The following is a 16892-nucleotide window of genomic DNA, read 5'->3' on the forward strand; positions in this document are numbered from 1 at the left end:
AATTGGATCAGCACAAATGTACTATTACACAATTGCATTTTATTCATGAAAAAGATGGTAGGGGATGGTTTAGAAAATGTATATATTTATCTTGTTATAACCAATTAACCACCTTCGGCGCAACCAATTACCGGAGCCCTAAAAACTTAATTAAACTATTCCCCTATGGTATTAAATTTACTTAACCCAAAATTTCTTCTTTTATCGTTTTTTTTAATTATTGTATTTGCCAATGGTGCGAAGGCGCAGGATCCCTACCAATCATACCGGCAAGATTGGCTGAAGAAAGCAGAGGATAATAAGCCAAAGCTCATTGAAACCGAAAAGCAACCCATAAGCCTTGTTCGATTAGAGAAAGATCCCGCGGCTTTCCAGGGATGGAAAGCTGTGAATACAGATAGTGAGGGCAAACTGTACAATACTTCGTTCAAAACACAAAGCGGCGTTGTGGTTGATTTTGGAGAACATCTTACCGGGTATTTCACTTTCTCTATCAAAGCCCTGAAGGGAACCGCTGATGGGCCGGTGAGATTAAAGTTTACTTTTGGAGAGGTTCCCTCAGAGTTATCGGTACCCTTTGATCCTTACAAAGGCACCCTTAGCCGTGCCTGGCTGCAGGATGAAACGGTTACGGTAACCGAAATGCCTGCCGATATTACCATACCACGTCGCTTGGCTTGCCGTTTTGTGAAAATCGAATTATTGGGCGCTTCACCGTATTTTGATTTTCATATCAGCAACATGGTGTTTAAAGCAACTTCGTCTGTAGCTTTTAAACCACCGCTTTTGGCAGCTACTACATCCCAACTAATAGCCGATATTGACCGTGTGGGATTGGCCACCCTAAAAGAATGTATGCAAACCGTGTATGAGGATGGCCCCAAACGCGATCGCCGGCTTTGGATAGGTGATCTGTACCTGGAATCATTAGCCAATCAGTTTTCGTTCCAAAATAACCAGCTTACCCGGCGTTGTTTGTATCTGCTGGCCGGCTTATCTGCCGATGATGGTGTTTTGATATCCAATGTATTTGAAAATCCAGAGCCCCATGCCCAGGCTGGTAGCCGGCTGCTGGATTATTGCCTTTTGTATAACGTAGCGCTAAAAGAATATGTTACTGCTACTGATGATAAACAAACCGGGCTCGACCTATGGCCTGTTGCCAAAAAGCAATTGGACATCATCCGTAAATATGCAGGGAAAGATGGTATGATAGACTATCAGAAAGCCGGTAAAGAATGGTGGGTGTTTTTTGACTGGAAGGATGGTTTGGATAAACAAGCCTGTTTGCAGGGACTATCAATTTACACGTTGAATCAAACTTACGCCCTTGCAAAACTGTTGGGTAAAGAAAACGAAGTAGATGATATACAATCATTAGCCAGAAAACTGAAAGCCGCCGCTTATAAAAACCTGTATGATCCAAAATCGGGCTTGTTTGTGAGCGGGACGAGTAAACAGATCTCCTACGGTTCACAAGCCTGGATGATATTAAGTGGGGTAGCCTCCAAACAGGAAGCACAAACCGCGTTAAAAGCACTCACAACAGTTAAGGACGCGGTACATCCCGGCGCACCGTATATGTTTCATTACTATATAGCGGCCCTGATTGAGAGCGGTTTAAAGGCCGAGGCAAAAGAGGCCCTGCAAAATTACTGGGGCGGTATGGTCAAAAAAGGAGCCGATACTTTTTGGGAAGTCTATGACCCTAACGATGAGCTGAAATCGCCGTACAATTTTTACCCGGTAAATAGCTATTGTCATGCCTGGAGCTGTACCCCGGTTTATTTTATCAGGAAGTATCCGGAGATATTTCAGCGATAGACCGTTGATGGTTTTTGATGGCGCTGATTTCGTTGATTTTTTGAAAACTTGATTTTACATAATAACTAAAATTCCATTGATATCAACGAAATCAGCGTAATCATCAAAATCGTTGATTGTTTTTTGATGGAGTTGATTTTTGAAAACTTGATTTTACATAATAACTAAAATTTCATTGATATCAACGAAATCAGCGTAATCATCAAAATCAACGGTTATCTTTCTTTTTAAAGCTATAATACAGATACCCCAATGCTGGTAATATAAATAAACTACCCACCAGCAATCCCACGCCCAGATCATCTATGGATTTTCCAGCGGCATGATCGGTAAGCAGCGACATGGACCGCCCATCCTTAAAGATCACAAAGCGCGGGAAACGGGTATGTCCAACCGATATCAGGATCATACTCACCTGGAACGCGGCCAGTACCCTGATCCACTGTTTGTTCTTTTTATCGGAGATGATAAACCACAGCAATATCAGCGATAGCGTAGCCGCGATAACAGCTGCTAAACTTAACACGTTACCAAATATCCAGTCGGCCAGGTGCACATGCTCAAAATGCGATGCCAAAAACACCAATGCACCCAATATTACGGCGGCTATGTTCATGGCCTTGGCTTTTTTGATGAAGCGCTTGATATCATATACCTCAGTACATTCACCAATGAGGTAAATGGCAGCCAGGAAGCCACAGAGCGCAACCGTAAAAAGCCCTACAGAAACCGAGAACCAGTTAAGCCAGCTAAAAATATAGGCCCCTGCAAAAGATTTGGCTGTTGGATCTATCTGGCCAGATAAGGCGCTGCCTGCAATGATCCCCAGGAACATAGGCGTAACAAAGCTGGAGTAAACAAATATATGGTTATAAAAGCCCTGTGTTTTTTCGTCCTTAATAGCATCATAATTACGGAAAGCGAACGCCGTTCCGCGGGCGATGATGCCCAACAGCATAATAAGCAATGGGATATGCAGGTAAACGCACATTTCGCTATAAATGGTCGGGAAGCCAACAAACAATATCACTACGGTTATAATAAGCCACATGTGGTTAGCCTCCCATATTGGGCCAATAGCCTGGTAGCTGGTTTTTCGGGTACGGTGCTTGTTATCATTCGAGGTAAAAAGCTCAATGATTCCCGCGCCAAAATCGGCCCCGCCTAACAAAAAGTATAGGGTAATGGCAGCAAATAAAAACAAAATAACTACGTATAACATATCTTTATAGCTTAACGATCATACAATTCGGGCACCATTTGTATCTGCCTTTTCAGCAAGAAAATAACAAATACACTCAGTGTAAAATAAATAAAGGTAAACAGGTAAAAGGAGTACTGGATGCCTGGCATGGGTGTAACCGCCTCGCTGGTACGCATAACGCCCTGGATGATCCAAGGCTGTCTGCCCACCTCGGTTACTGTCCACCCGGCTTCTAATGCAATAAAGCCGGCAGGTGTAGCCCAGATAAACATTTTCAGGAACCAGCCCTTATCAAACCAGCTCTTCTTTTTCCAAAGCGCAACAAAATATAGTACGCCGATCAGCATCATCAACATGCCAAAACCAACCATAATCTGGAAAGCATAATGCGTAACGGCCACCGGCGGTTGGTTTCTAACAGGGATCTTATCCAGGCCATTAACCTGCTGCTTAAAATTATCATGCACCAGGAAACTCAGTAGGCCTGGTATCTCGATACCATAATTAACTTTTTTAGCGGCTGTATCGGGTATGCCGCCAATTACCAGGGGGGCATACTCTTGCGTATGAAAGTAAGCCTCCATTGCAGCCAGTTTGGCCGGTTGCCTTTTGGCTGCACCCTTGGCAGATATATCGCCGCTTAGTGGCTGTAAAATGGCCGCTGCCGCGCCGAATATAATGGCTATTTTGAAAGCTTTACTATGGAAACGCACATTACGATTACGATAGATCATGAGCGCATGGATACCGGCAACGGCAAAACCCGTAGCCGAAAATGCCGCGATGGTCATGTGCAGGGCCTCAGAGAACCAGGCTTCATTAAACATGGCTTTCAGCGGATCGATATTGAGGTATTTGCCATTTACAAAATCAAAGCCGGAAGGGCTGTTCATCCAGGAATTGGCCGATACTACCAGTATACCTGATGCTATACCGCTAATGCCTACCACAATACCCGTAACCCAATGGAACCAGGTGTTCAACCGGTTCCAACCGTAAAGGAAAAAGCCCAGTGCTATCGCCTCAATAAAAAAGGCCACACCTTCTAAGGAAAAAGGCATCCCGAAGATAGGGCCGGCATGTTTCATAAAGCCCGGCCAAAGCAGGCCCAGTTCAAATGATAACATGGTGCCCGATACCGCGCCGGTAGCAAAAAATATAGCTACGCCTTTACTCCAGGCAATGGTAATGTTTTTGTAAACCGGATCCTTTGTTTTGATCCATTTATAGTGTGATATGGCCATAAAAACCGGCATTACCATACCAATGCAGGAGTATATGATATGAAAACCTAAGGATAAGGCCATTTGCGACCTTGCTGCAATAAAATCATCCATACATGTAATACTAAATAATGGCTGAATTTAAAGCTATAATGTAACAAATTAGTTAAGATTTACTAATTGATATTAAATATAAAATATACTTTTTATGTGTAAGTAGTTGGATTAGTGGCTAAAATTTAGTAAACCTCATCCAACCCTCTCCAAAGGAGAGGGCTTTTGATTTGCATAGCGGTTAAAAGAAATATTAACACTTGAGTATGTGGGGTTTTAAAAGTCTCCCCTTTGGGGAGATATAGAGGGGTATTACCGGTTCCGTTTTGTCGATCCCCTGATGATCAACTCCGGTTTAATGCTGATGATCTTCGGTTTGGTCGTGGTATCGTTATTGCCTATCTCCTGGAAAAATAAATTGGCCACGGTATTGCCCATGTAAACGCTGAACTGATCGATAGTAGTAATAGACGGACTCGTGATCTCTGAAAAGCTCTCGTTGGCATAACCGCAGATCCCCAGTTCTGATGGTACTTTGATACCCATGGCATTGGCTACATCCAGTACACCCAATGCCGAGAAATCAGAGGTGGAGGCAAATATAGCATCCGGAGGGTGGGGCAAACTTAGCAGCTTGCGGGTTCCTTCGGCGCCCAGTTCTTTTGTCCAGGCGTTTTCTACGATCAATTCCTCTATTACCGGTACATTATACGCTTTGAATGCTTTTAGATAACCTTCCTTGCGTTGTTTAAAAATACTCAGGTTTTGGGGGCCTTCCAGCAGGGCTATTCTTTTATAACCGCCCTCTATCAGGTGTGATACGGCCTCGTATGAAGCCTGGAGGTTATCATTGATTACCTTGAGGGTCTCCAGCTCTTCGGCAACACGGTCGAACTGGATGAGTTGGATGCCATGATCCAACACATTTTGCAGGTGCTGATAATCATAACTATCGGCCGATACGGATATCACAATACAATCTACATGCTGGTTAATCAACGTATTTACACATTGGATCTCCTTGTCATGATCTTCGCCCGATTGGCAAATGATCAGGTTAAAACCTTTTTGATAGGTAACTTCCTCAATACCGGCAATTACATTGGAGAAAAAGTTCTGGTTAATGCGAGGTATCACTACGCCAATAGTTTTGGATTGCCCCTTACGCAAATTGGAGGCCAGTAAGTTGCGCTTATAATTGAGCTCATCGGCTGTTTTAATGATCAGCTCCTTGGTTTTTTCATTTACCTGGCTGCTGTTATTCAGCGCCCTGGAAACAGAAGAAGCGGTAATGCCTAACTTTTCGGCAATGTCATAAATGGTGGTACGTTTTACTTTCTTCATTACAAAGTGCAAGTTGGAAAAAATATTTTACGCAATCGATTGCAATTTCAAATATTTATTTAATTTCGTCTCGTTAAGTTACCAAAAAACAAACAAACCTAATTATTCACGTCATAATCATCTAAAAATATGCTGCTATTAGGCATCGATATAGGTACGTCATCAGTTAAAGTGAGCGTTGTTGACGCGGCCACTCAAAAAGTATTGGCCTCAGCACAATATCCCGACGAAGAGTCGCCCATTAAAGCTGTACATCCCGGCTGGGCCGAACAATCGCCGCAAATGTGGTGGGAGCAGGCACAGCAGGCCCTGGAGCGCTGCCATGCAAAAAATGCTTATAATCCGGCTGATATAGCTGCTATTGGTATCGCTTACCAGATGCACGGCCTGGTATTAGTTGATAAAGATCAAAATGTATTACGCGACAGTATCATTTGGTGCGATAGTCGTGCTGTGGAAATAGGCGACAAAGCTTTTGCTGACATTGGTGAGGAATATTGTTTATCACACCTGCTCAATTCGCCGGGTAATTTTACAGCATCAAAACTGGCCTGGGTAAAGGAGAATGAGCCCGAAATATACGGCAAGATAGATAAGATCATGCTGCCAGGCGACTATATCGCGATGAAGCTTACAGGAGAGATCACCACATCGGTATCGGCACTATCAGAGGGGGTATTTTTTGATTTCAAAACCAACGGTATCTCTAAAGAGATCCTGAATCATTTTGGTTTTGATGAAAGCCTTTTCCCGACGATCAACCCTGTATTCTCCTCACATGGAACTTTATCGGCATCAGTAGCAGAAAAACTAAAATTAAAAGCCGGTATCCCGGTAGCCTATAAATCGGGCGATCAACCTAATAACGCGCTTTCCTTAAATGTGCTTAATCCCGGCGAGGTGGCGGCTACGGCAGGTACTTCTGGCGTGATATACGGCGTAAGTGATGAACTCACCTATGATCAGCAATCGCGCATCAATACTTTTGCCCACGTTAATTATGCCGAACAGCAAAAACGTCTGGGAGTACTTCTATGTATCAATGGCACCGGCAGTCTATATCGCTGGGCCAAATACAATTTTGGTGCTGGCTTAAGCTATACCCAAATGAACAACGAGGCTAAAAAGGCGCCGCTGGGAAGCGATGGTTTGCAAATACTGCCCTTTGGCAACGGCGCCGAGCGCATGCTGAACAACAAACAAGTGGGTGCTCATATTCAAAATATCGACCTGAACCTGCATACACAAGCGCATATTTTCCGCGCCGTGCAGGAAGGTATAGCCAGCGCATTCCGTTACGGGTTGGATATTATGCGCAGTAATGGCATGAACCCCACGGTGATCCGCGCGGGCAAAAGCAACCTGTTCCTGAGCGAACTGTTTACCGAAACCTTTGTAAATGCCACCGGCGTACCGGTGGAATTGTATAATAATGATGGCAGCGTTGGCGCGGCATTAGGCGCAGGTATCGGCGCAGGCATATACAAGTCGCCAGCCGAGGCATTCAGCAACGCTAAGCCAATCCAACTCATTGAACCTTCAACCCAACAATTTGAACCCGTGTACCAGGAATGGAAGGAGCTTCTGAGCTTAAAGCTGAAGGCAAAAAGCCAAAAGCTAAAAAAACGAAACCACTAATTCAGTAATTCAATAATTAAAACAAATCAATAATTCACTAAATCAATAATTCAATAATTAAAAAGATATGAGTATCGTAACCGGAGAAAAACAGTTTTTTAAAGAAATAGGTCAAATTAAGTATGAAGGAACCCAGTCTGATAATCCCCTTGCTTTTAGGTGGTATGATGCGGATAGGGTAGTGGCCGGTAAAACCATGAAAGATCATTTGCGTTTTGCTTGCGCTTACTGGCATTCGTTCTGCGGTACCGGTGCCGATCCATTTGGCGGTGCGACCCACGTATTTCCATGGGACGAAAAAGCCGATGCGGTTGAACGTGCCAAAGATAAAATGGATGCTGCTTTTGAGTTCATCACCAAAATGAACCTGCCATACTATTGTTTTCATGATGTAGATGTGGTTGATTATGGTAATGACGTAAATGAAAACGACCGCCGTTTACAGACTTTGGTAGAGTATGCCAAACAAAAACAAGCGGCCAGCGGTGTTAAACTGCTTTGGGGTACCGCAAACTTATTCAGCCATAAAAGGTATATGAACGGTGCCTCTACCAATCCCGATTTTCATGTACTGGCCCATGCAGGCGCGCAGGTTAAAGCCGCTATTGATGCTACTATTGCCTTAGGCGGCGAGAACTACGTTTTCTGGGGTGGTCGTGAAGGCTATATGAGCCTGCTAAACACTGACATGAAACGTGAACAGGAGCATTTTGCCCGTTTTTTACATACGGCTAAGGATTATGCCCGCAAACAAGGCTTTAAAGGAACTTTCTTTATCGAACCAAAACCTTGTGAGCCAACCAAACACCAGTATGATTATGATGCGGCTACAGTATTAGGCTTTTTACAGAAATATGATCTGATCAATGATTTTAAACTGAATCTGGAAGTTAACCACGCTACGCTGGCTGGCCATACTTTCCAGCACGAATTGCAGGTAGCTGCCGACTCGGGTTTGTTAGGATCAATAGATGCCAACCGTGGCGATAACCAGAACGGATGGGATACCGACCAGTTCCCGAATGATATCAATGAAGTAACGGAATGTATGCTGATCATCCTGGAAGCAGGCGGTTTACAGGGTGGTGGTGTAAACTTTGATGCCAAGATCCGTCGTAACTCGACAGATCCGGCCGATCTGTTCTATGCGCACATTGGTGGTATGGACATTTTTGCCCGCGCTTTGGTAATTGCCGATAACATTTTGCAAAAATCAGATTACAAAAAGATCCGCAAAGAAAGATATGCCTCATTTGATACCGGTTCAGGTAACGATTTTGAAACAGGAAAGCTATCTTTAGAGGATTTGCGTAACTATGCCATCGCTAATGGGGAGCCTAAAACCATAAGCGGCAAACAAGAATATTTGGAAAATTTGATAAATCGCTATATATAGTTTATAATTGTCAATCTAACATATTAAAACCAATTTAACCAAAACAATGAACTTGAAAACCCTCTCGTATGGCGATTATGCTGTATTCTTGATCTACTTTGTAATAGTCGCCGGCTATGGCTGGTGGGTATATAAGCGAAAACACAACGCCGATGCCACCTCAAAAGATTACTTTTTGGCCGAAGGGTCGTTAACCTGGTGGGCTATCGGTGCATCACTGATCGCTTCCAATATATCTGCCGAACAGTTTATCGGAACCAGCGGATCGGCATTCAAGATGGGTTTGGCCATTTCAACTTACGAGTGGATGGCCGCAATTACACTGATCATTGTAGCGGTATTTTTTATCCCCGTATATCTTAAAAACAAGATATTTACCATGCCGCAGTTCCTGCATCAGCGGTATAACGGTACGGTGGCTATGGTAATGGCTATATTCTGGCTGTTGCTGTACATCGTGGTTAACCTCATGTCGATATTATACCTGGGCGCGTTGGCTATCAGTGGTATATCTGGCCTGGATATCCATTTATGTATCTGGTTGCTGGCCATATTCTCTGTCATTATCACCCTGGGCGGTATGAAAGTTATTGGCTATACCGACGTTATCCAGGTAGCTGTTCTTATTCTGGGCGGCTTAATGGCCACTTACCTGGCATTAACACTGCTAAGTGAAAAAGAAGGTACAACAGGGTTATTAAACGGGTTTAAAATACTTCATTCCGAGGCTACCGATCACTTCCACATGATATTTAAGAAGGATAATCCAAATTATATGGACCTGCCGGGCTTAACCGTATTAATTGGCGGTATGTGGATCACCAACCTTAACTATTGGGGTTGTAACCAGTATATCACACAAAGGGCATTGGGTGCGAATCTTAAAACCGCCCGTGGTGGTATCCTTTTCGCGGCATTCCTCAAATTGCTGATGCCGGTAATCGTTGTATTACCGGGTATAGCGGCTTACTTGTTGTACCAAAAAGGAATGTTCCACCAGGAAATGATGAGTTCATCAGGTGTATTAGATCCTAATAAAGCATATCCATCATTGCTGAACTTATTGCCATCAGGCTTAAAAGGGCTTTCATTTGCCGCTTTAACGGCAGCAATCGTGGCTTCATTAGCTGGTAAAGCAAACAGTATCGCCACCATATTTACACTGGATATCTACAAAAAAGCCATTAACCCGGCAGCTAATGATAAAAAATTAGTGAATTTGGGTAAATGGTCTGTAGTAGTAGCCATGGTATTAGGTATATTGTTATCAGAACTGATCGGTAAAGCATTGATGGGCGAAGGTAAGCAAGGATTTCAGTACATTCAGGAGTATACTGGCTTTGTATCTCCGGGTATATTTGCCATGTTCATCCTTGGTTTCTTCTGGAAAAAAGCTACCTCAAACGCGGCTATGTTCGCAACTATTGGCGGGTTTATCATGTCATGTTTCTTTAAACTATTACCGCGCTTTGCCGATCTGGGCTTCCTGTCGCCGTATGGCTTCTCGAAACTGGCCCTGCAGGACGATAAGGTTACAAAGCTTTATGAGATACCATTCCTTGATCGTATGGGCTTTGTATTTGTTATTTGCGTTGTAGGTATGTATATCATCTCTAAAATTGATGGCGCCCGTGGTGTTAAAACCAATGGCCTGGAAATTGACGGATCTATGTTTAAAACATCCCGCGCGTTTACAGCTGGTGCCTTGATAGTTACCGGTATTGTAATAGCGCTTTACTCCATCTTCTGGTAGTAATAATTTTTCAACATACAAAAAAGGCGGCGCATCTGATGATATGCTGCCTTTTTTGCTTAAATGGTTTTATTAATAGCTAAAATGTTATATAATTTAGTTACAGGTTAAATGTATCTTGCCCAATAACCCGCATCCGAAAACGTTTGCGTGGATTTGTTTTGATTAACCGTTCCAACTTGTACAAAATGATGTGTAATTTGCCGGTCACAACAAACCTTTTATATACGATACCATCAATCCATGGTTAATAATTTAGAACAAACATTTCGCTGGTTTGGACCTACCGATCCAGTTACGTTAACAGCTATCAGACAAACTGGTGCTACAGGCATAGTTACATCGCTTTATCACATCCCCGTTGGCGAGGTGTGGAGTTTAGAGGAGATCAACCAACGCAAAAAGATCATTGAAGATGCCGGGCTCACGTGGTCGGTAGTAGAGAGCGTAAATATTCATGAGAGTATCAAAACAGCTTCGGCCGACAGGGATAAATACATCGAGAACTATGTAAGTACGCTTAAAAATCTATCGCTGGCCGGTATAAACATTGTGTGCTACAATTTTATGCCCGTGCTCGACTGGACCCGTACCGATCTGGATTTTCTGCTACCCAATAAAGGAACGGCGCTAAGATATGATGCCAAGGCCCTGGCTGCTTTTGACCTGTATATACTGGAACGTGAAGGTGCCGAAAATGACTTTACGCCAGAGCAACAGCAGGCCGCAAGAAAATATTTAGACAGCATCAGTGCCGAAGAAAAAGCACAGCTCATCGATAACCTGATGGCCGGTTTGCCCGGTACCAATAAAGTATTGACCATCCCGGAATTTAAGGAGCATTTAAAACGCTATGCCAATACCGATGCAGCGGCATTGAAAAATAATTTAGGCTATTTCCTGAAAGGTATTATCCCTGGCGCCGAAGCTGCGGGCGTAAAAATGTGTATCCACCCGGACGATCCACCGTTTCCGATATTGGGCTTGCCTCGCGTGGTATCAACCGAGCAGGATCTGGCCGATGTGGTTAATTTTAGTCCGTCATTAAGTAATGGATTAACTTTTTGCACCGGTTCATTAGGCGCAAGACCAGATAACGACCTGCCTGGCATAGTGGAAAGGTTAGGGGAGCATATCCACTTTCTGCACTTGCGCAATGTACAGCGTGAGGACGATGGCAGCTTTTACGAAGCCGAGCATTTGAACGGCAGTACAGATATGTATGCCGTGATGAAGAATATCGTTTTAGAACAGCAAAAACGCCAGCAAAATGGTCGTACAGATGTCGCGATCCCGATGCGCCCGGATCACGGTCATAAATTACTGGATGATTTTAATTATAAAACCTACCACGGTTATTCGGCTATCGGCAGGTTAAAAGGTTTGGCCGAACTCAGAGGATTAGAAATGGGTGTTAAACGCTCGATAACCCCCTAACCCCCTGAAGGGGGAACTTTACTCTTGATTTCGGAATTTGAATTTTCGATTTCGGATTTAGTTAAGGTTAGAGTTTAGAATTCAATGTTTAGGATGAGGAGTTTAAAACTTTGAATTTAGCGTTTAGAGCTTAGAATTTAGAGTTTCGCATTTAGAATTTACTAATGAAGAATTTTTTAGATCAGGATTTTTTATTGAATACCAAAACAGCGCAGCGCCTGTACCATGAATATGCCAGCCAGCTGCCTATTATTGATTACCACTGTCATTTACCGCCCGATCAGATAGCTCAGGATATCAATTTTAATAACCTGACCCATGCCTGGCTCTATGGCGATCATTATAAATGGCGTGCTATGCGGGCCAACGGTGTTAATGAAGCTTATATAACCGGTGATAAAACCGATCAGGAAAAGTTTACCAAATGGGCTGAAACGGTGCCGTATACCCTTCGTAATCCATTATATCACTGGACACACCTGGAGCTGCAGCGTTACTTCGGTATTCACGAACTGCTTTCACCGGCTACCGCTCAAAAGATATATGAAGATTGTAATGCCCAACTCAAAACACCTGAATTTAGCGTACGCAATATCCTGAAAGGCAAAAACGTAGAGGTAGTTTGTACCACCGACGATCCATTGGATAGCCTGGCTTTTCATCAACAGATAAAGGCCGATGGTTATGGGATAAAGGTATTGCCAGCCTTCAGGCCGGATAAGGCTATGAATGCCGATGACCTGAAAGCTTTGAACAGTTATATCGATCAGTTGGAAGTGGTTACCAACATCTCAGTTTCTAATATCGATGAGTATTTAAAGGCTTTAAAGAACCGTCATGATTATTTTGCGGAAAATGGTTGTACACTGTCAGACCATGGCCTTGAGCAAATTTATGCCGATGATTATACCGACAAGGAAATAGCCGCGATCTTTTTAAAGATCAGGAACAAGCAGGTTTTATTGCCGCTGGAAATATCCAAATTCAAATCGGCTATGTTGTTCCAGTTTGCGCTGTGGGATCATGAAAAAGGCTGGGTACAGCAATATCACCTGGGTGCATTGCGCAACAATAATACACGCGGCTTAACCAATTCTGGTCCGGATACGGGCTGGGATTCTATCGGCGATTTTAAACAGGGTGTTTCCTTATCCAAATTTTTAAACAAGCTTGATTCGGATAACCGCTTAACCAAAACTATACTGTATAACTTAAATCCGGCCGATAACGAGTTATTTGCCACCATGACGGGTAACTTTAACGATGGTTCTGTTGCCGGTAAGGTACAGTTTGGCTCGGCATGGTGGTTCCTGGATCAAAAAGACGGGATGACCAAACAACTAAACGCCTTGTCGAACATTGGACTGGTAAGCCGTATGGTAGGTATGCTTACAGATTCGCGCAGCTTTCTATCCTTCCCGCGGCATGAGTACTTCCGCAGATTGGTTTGTAACTTATTTGCTGAGGATATCGAGAATGGTGAATTGCCAAGTGATATCGAATGGACAGGAAAGATCGTGCAGGATATTTGCTATTACAACGCTAAAAATTACTTTAATTTCGATAAGCAGTAATGAGTAATTCTTTTGAAAACGGATCGCCTAAAGGCAGCATACTTTCATTTGGCGAATTGCTGCTCAGAATATGCCCCGATGCTGGCGGCGAATGGTTACATGAAAACCAGTTACCCTTCTTTATAGGTGGTGCCGAATTGAATGTAGCCACGGCTTTAGCCTTGTGGGGATTGCCATCATCTTATTTTACGGCTTTGCCCGATAATGTGCTGTCCACACAGATACTGGATTATCTGCAGGATAAAAAAATTGATACTGTGCCGGTTTATATGGGCGGCGATAGGATAGGCCTGTATTACTTAACCCGCGGAAAGGATATCAAGAATAATGCGCTGATATATGACCGTGCAAATTCGGCTTTTGCGGCTTTACAACCCGGTCAAGTTGATTGGGATAAAGTACTTGATGGTGTAAGCTGGTTTCACTTTAGCGCCATTTGCCCGGCTATCAGTCAGAATGTAGCCGATGTTTGCGCTGAAGTATTGGAAGCGGCATCTGCCCGGAATATAACCATATCGGTTGATCTGAATTACCGTGCCCGGCTTTGGCAATACGGCAAACAACCTATTGATGTAATGCCGCAGCTGGTAAAACATGCCGACCTGATCATGGGTAACATATGGGCTGCTGAGCGGATGCTGGGTATACCGGTTGAACCGAATGTAACCGAATCGGGACAAAAAAGTATCTACCTTAAGGAAGCTCAGGAATCATCACAAGCCATCATGGCGCGATTCCCGAAATGCAAGGCTGTAGCCAATACCTTCCGTTTTGATGCAGGTGAAGGCATAAACTACTACACCGCTTTGTATGATGGTGACAAGCTGCACAGTTCAAAACAATATGATACCGATAAGGTGGTGGATAAAGTAGGCAGCGGCGATTGTTTCATGGCCGGTCTCATCTATGGCTTTTACAGTGATCTTGATCATTTGGAAACACTGGAGTTTGCAACTTCTGCCGCTTATCAGAAACTATTTATCGAAGGTGATGCAACCAATAAAACGGTTCAACAAATAATAAACGCTATTAAACCATGAGCAAAAAAGATATTGTATTGAATGCCATATTAACCCAGGGCTCACTACCGCTTTTCTTTTATGAAGACGCGCAGGTAAGCCTGGAAATAACGCGAACGCTGTATAGGGCTGGCATTCGCGTTTTTGAATATACTAACCGCGGCGCTGCGGCGCTGGCCAATTTTATCGTGTTAAAAAAAGCGCAGCGGGAAGAAATGCCCGATCTGCAATTGGGTATCGGTACCATAAAAACCGCTGCGGAAGCAACGGCTTTTATAGCCGCCGGTGCCGATTTTATTGTAGCTCCGGTAATAAACCCGGAAGTAGGGGCGATAGCCAAACAGCACGATCTGTTGTGGATCCCAGGTTGTATGACGCCAACCGAAATTAATACCGCGCAGCAACATGGCGCGGCATTGATCAAATTGTTCCCGGCTAACATCCTGGGACCGGAGTTTATGTCGTCTATAAAAGATCTGTTTGCGGGTCAGTTATTCATGCCAACGGGTGGGGTTGACTTGAATATTGACAGCATCAGTACCTGGTTCAGGGCCGGGGTTTGCGCGGTAGGTATGGGAAGTAAGCTTATCAGCAAAAAAGTATTGGATGACCGCTTGTATGAGCAATTATATACAGATACCGTTAAACTCGGTGAGCTGGTGTCAAGTATTAAGTAGTTAGTATCAAGTATCAAGACATATTGCGGCTTTGCTGTTAGTTGTAAATGAAAGAATAAAGTCTTGATACTTGATAAGAGTTACTTGATACCATAAAAACTAATTACAACAACCAATTAAAACCAATTATAATGAAAGAAACTAAAGTTGGGAATTACAGATGGGTCATATGCTCGCTGGTGTTTTTTGCCACTACGGTAAATTACCTGGACAGGGCGGTGATCAGTCTTTTAAAATCCGATCTCACTAAGGAATTTAACTGGAACGACGGGGATTATGCCAATATTGAAATAGCGTTTAAAATTGCCTACTCTTTGGGCTTGCTTGCAGCCGGAGGTTTTATTGACAAGGTAGGAACCAAGCTCGGGTACTTTTTATCAACCCTTTTTTGGAGCATCTCCGCGGTGTGCCACGCTTTTGTGGGCAGTACCTTTGGTTTTGGTGTAGTGCGTTCGGCTTTAGGTATCAGCGAGGCGGGGAATTTTCCGGCAGCTATCAAAACCGTGGCAGAATGGTTCCCGAAAAAAGAGCGGGCGTTTGCCACCGGCATATTTAATTCCGGCTCAAATATCGGCGCTATTGTAGCTCCTTTAACCGTGCCCTTTATAGCGGTTGCCTGGGGCTGGCGCTGGGCGTTTATCATTACCGGTTCTATCGGTTTTATATGGCTTGTACTTTGGTACCTGTTTTACGAAACACCTGCTAAGCATAAACATGTAACCCAGGCAGAGTTGGATTACATCAACAGCGACCAGGAAGTTTCGGGACAGAAAGAAGCAATCGTTGATGTCAAAAAGATATCCTGGGGTAAGTTGTTATCCTTTAAACAAACCTGGGCATTTGTTATAGGTAAGTTTTTAACCGATCCCATCTGGTGGTTCTATTTGTTCTGGTTGCCCGATTTTTTAGAGAGCCAGTATCATTTAAAGGGTACGGCCATAGCCATTCCTGTAGCATTGGTTTATACCATGTCCACATTCGGAAGTATTGGTGGTGGCTGGATTCCCATGCGCTTGATCAAAAACAACTGGCCGGTGTTCCGGGCCCGCAAAACCTCCATGTTTATTTATGCCCTGTTTGTGATCCCTATTGTATTTGCACAGGTATTGGGCGGCATCAACATGTGGCTGGCCGTAATTGTGATCGGCATTGCGGCATCGGCCCACCAGGCATGGAGCGCTAATATATTTACTACGGTTTCTGATATGTTTCCCAAAAGATCAGTTGGCTCGGTAACCGGTATTGGTGGTATGTTTGGCTCAATTGGTGGCGTGTTTTTATCATTGTTGGTACAAAAAAACCTGTTTGTGCATTACAGAGCCATTCACCAGATTGAAACAGCTTATTACATCATGTTTGTAGTTTGTGGCAGTGCTTACATATTGGCGTGGTGTATTATGCACTTGCTTGTTCCCAAAATGAAGCCTATTAATTTGTAGAATAACACGATCGATCAAAAAGCCCTGGTATTATACCGGGGCTTTTTGCTGATTAATTAAAGCTTACTCTCAACCTGTTCAGCCAGTTCATCTATCCAACTGGACAAATACGGTTCAGTCCCTGTTAATCTTATCCATTGTCCATCCGCATCCTTCGCTATAATAAGATGCAATGTCCCGTCTGTTGATTTAAATTCGTATGCGTTGGTGAAATTAGGATATGTAATTCCCTTCGCGAAACCATCAATCGTGCTGTCGGTACCCGCGAGTGTTGCTTCAAATTGTTCCATGGCGTGTATTTTATTAACTA

General features: G+C 43.6%; 13 protein-coding genes. 9 read left to right on the forward strand and 4 right to left on the reverse strand.

The window, feature by feature from the left end; genetic code table 11:
- Window positions 1–165: 165 nt before the first annotated feature.
- Complete coding sequence (locus tag AB6735_RS07385) at window positions 166–1824, forward strand: glycoside hydrolase (protein ID WP_370995256.1); 1659 nt, start codon at window positions 166–168, stop codon at window positions 1822–1824.
- Window positions 1825–2032: 208 nt separating this feature from the next.
- Here AB6735_RS07385 and AB6735_RS07390 read toward each other — a convergent pair whose 3' ends face one another.
- The 3 genes from AB6735_RS07390 to AB6735_RS07400 form a co-directional block, all read right to left on the reverse strand.
- The gene (locus tag AB6735_RS07390) at window positions 2033–3046 is read right to left on the reverse strand and encodes a cytochrome d ubiquinol oxidase subunit II (RefSeq protein ID WP_370995257.1); all 1014 of its coding nucleotides are present in this window, start codon (window positions 3044–3046) and stop codon (window positions 2033–2035) included.
- Between the two features lie 11 nt (window positions 3047–3057).
- A complete protein-coding gene (locus AB6735_RS07395; protein WP_370995258.1) occupies window positions 3058–4365 on the reverse strand; it encodes a cytochrome ubiquinol oxidase subunit I in 1308 nt (435 codons plus the stop codon).
- Window positions 4366–4617: 252 nt separating this feature from the next.
- Complete coding sequence (locus AB6735_RS07400) at window positions 4618–5649, reverse strand: LacI family DNA-binding transcriptional regulator (RefSeq protein WP_370995259.1); 1032 nt, start codon at window positions 5647–5649, stop codon at window positions 4618–4620.
- Between the two features lie 129 nt (window positions 5650–5778).
- On the opposite strand from AB6735_RS07400, the gene AB6735_RS07405 reads away from it, so the two are divergent.
- The 8 genes from AB6735_RS07405 to AB6735_RS07440 all read left to right on the forward strand — a co-directional run bounded on the left by AB6735_RS07405 (window position 5779) and on the right by AB6735_RS07440 (window position 16582).
- Complete coding sequence (locus AB6735_RS07405; RefSeq protein WP_370995260.1) at window positions 5779–7287, forward strand: xylulokinase; 1509 nt, start codon at window positions 5779–5781, stop codon at window positions 7285–7287.
- 67 nt (window positions 7288–7354) lie between these two features.
- On the forward strand, window positions 7355–8683 hold the full coding sequence (xylA, locus tag AB6735_RS07410; protein WP_370995261.1) for a xylose isomerase: 1329 nt from the start codon (window positions 7355–7357) through the stop codon (window positions 8681–8683).
- A gap of 52 nt (window positions 8684–8735) precedes the next feature.
- Window positions 8736–10436, forward strand: coding sequence for a sodium/sugar symporter (locus tag AB6735_RS07415; protein WP_370995300.1), 1701 nt, complete (start codon window positions 8736–8738; stop codon window positions 10434–10436).
- 243 nt (window positions 10437–10679) lie between these two features.
- Window positions 10680–11873, forward strand: a complete 1194-nt coding sequence (gene uxuA / locus AB6735_RS07420; RefSeq protein WP_370995263.1) for a mannonate dehydratase — start codon at window positions 10680–10682, stop codon at window positions 11871–11873.
- A 164-nt stretch (window positions 11874–12037) separates the two neighbouring features.
- Window positions 12038–13447 carry a glucuronate isomerase gene (uxaC, locus tag AB6735_RS07425; protein ID WP_370995264.1) on the forward strand — a complete coding sequence of 470 codons (1410 nt, stop codon included), beginning with the start codon at window positions 12038–12040 and terminating at the stop codon, window positions 13445–13447.
- Window positions 13447–14487, forward strand: coding sequence for a PfkB family carbohydrate kinase (locus tag AB6735_RS07430; RefSeq protein WP_370995265.1), 1041 nt, complete (start codon window positions 13447–13449; stop codon window positions 14485–14487). Before uxaC ends, AB6735_RS07430 begins: the two co-directional genes overlap by 1 nt.
- Window positions 14484–15143: a bifunctional 4-hydroxy-2-oxoglutarate aldolase/2-dehydro-3-deoxy-phosphogluconate aldolase gene (locus AB6735_RS07435; RefSeq protein ID WP_370995266.1), complete on the forward strand. Its 660-nt coding sequence runs from the start codon at window positions 14484–14486 to the stop codon at window positions 15141–15143. Before AB6735_RS07430 ends, AB6735_RS07435 begins: the two co-directional genes overlap by 4 nt.
- A gap of 131 nt (window positions 15144–15274) precedes the next feature.
- Complete coding sequence (locus AB6735_RS07440; protein WP_370995267.1) at window positions 15275–16582, forward strand: MFS transporter; 1308 nt, start codon at window positions 15275–15277, stop codon at window positions 16580–16582.
- Window positions 16583–16638: 56 nt separating this feature from the next.
- On the opposite strand, the gene AB6735_RS07445 is transcribed toward AB6735_RS07440, so the two are convergent.
- A complete protein-coding gene (locus tag AB6735_RS07445) occupies window positions 16639–16872 on the reverse strand; it encodes a hypothetical protein (RefSeq protein WP_370995268.1) in 234 nt (77 codons plus the stop codon).
- Between the last annotated feature and the right edge of the window lie 20 nt (window positions 16873–16892).

Source organism: Mucilaginibacter sp. RCC_168 (assembly GCF_041355315.1).
In the GTDB taxonomy this organism is placed as follows: domain Bacteria; phylum Bacteroidota; class Bacteroidia; order Sphingobacteriales; family Sphingobacteriaceae; genus Mucilaginibacter.

Excerpts from the sequence above, each read along its gene's own strand:
- AB6735_RS07385 (WP_370995256.1), top strand. The coding sequence starts at position 166 with ATGGTATTAAATTTACTTAACCCAAAATTTCTTCTTTTATCGTTTTTT.
- AB6735_RS07390 (WP_370995257.1), bottom strand. The coding sequence starts at position 3,046 with ATGTTATACGTAGTTATTTTGTTTTTATTTGCTGCCATTACCCTATAC.
- AB6735_RS07395 (WP_370995258.1), bottom strand. The coding sequence starts at position 4,365 with ATGGATGATTTTATTGCAGCAAGGTCGCAAATGGCCTTATCCTTAGGT.
- AB6735_RS07400 (WP_370995259.1), bottom strand. The coding sequence starts at position 5,649 with ATGAAGAAAGTAAAACGTACCACCATTTATGACATTGCCGAAAAGTTA.
- AB6735_RS07405 (WP_370995260.1), top strand. The coding sequence starts at position 5,779 with ATGCTGCTATTAGGCATCGATATAGGTACGTCATCAGTTAAAGTGAGC.
- xylA (WP_370995261.1), top strand. The coding sequence starts at position 7,355 with ATGAGTATCGTAACCGGAGAAAAACAGTTTTTTAAAGAAATAGGTCAA.
- uxuA (WP_370995263.1), top strand. The coding sequence starts at position 10,680 with ATGGTTAATAATTTAGAACAAACATTTCGCTGGTTTGGACCTACCGAT.
- uxaC (WP_370995264.1), top strand. The coding sequence starts at position 12,038 with ATGAAGAATTTTTTAGATCAGGATTTTTTATTGAATACCAAAACAGCG.
- AB6735_RS07430 (WP_370995265.1), top strand. The coding sequence starts at position 13,447 with ATGAGTAATTCTTTTGAAAACGGATCGCCTAAAGGCAGCATACTTTCA.
- AB6735_RS07435 (WP_370995266.1), top strand. The coding sequence starts at position 14,484 with ATGAGCAAAAAAGATATTGTATTGAATGCCATATTAACCCAGGGCTCA.
- AB6735_RS07440 (WP_370995267.1), top strand. The coding sequence starts at position 15,275 with ATGAAAGAAACTAAAGTTGGGAATTACAGATGGGTCATATGCTCGCTG.
- AB6735_RS07445 (WP_370995268.1), bottom strand. The coding sequence starts at position 16,872 with ATGGAACAATTTGAAGCAACACTCGCGGGTACCGACAGCACGATTGAT.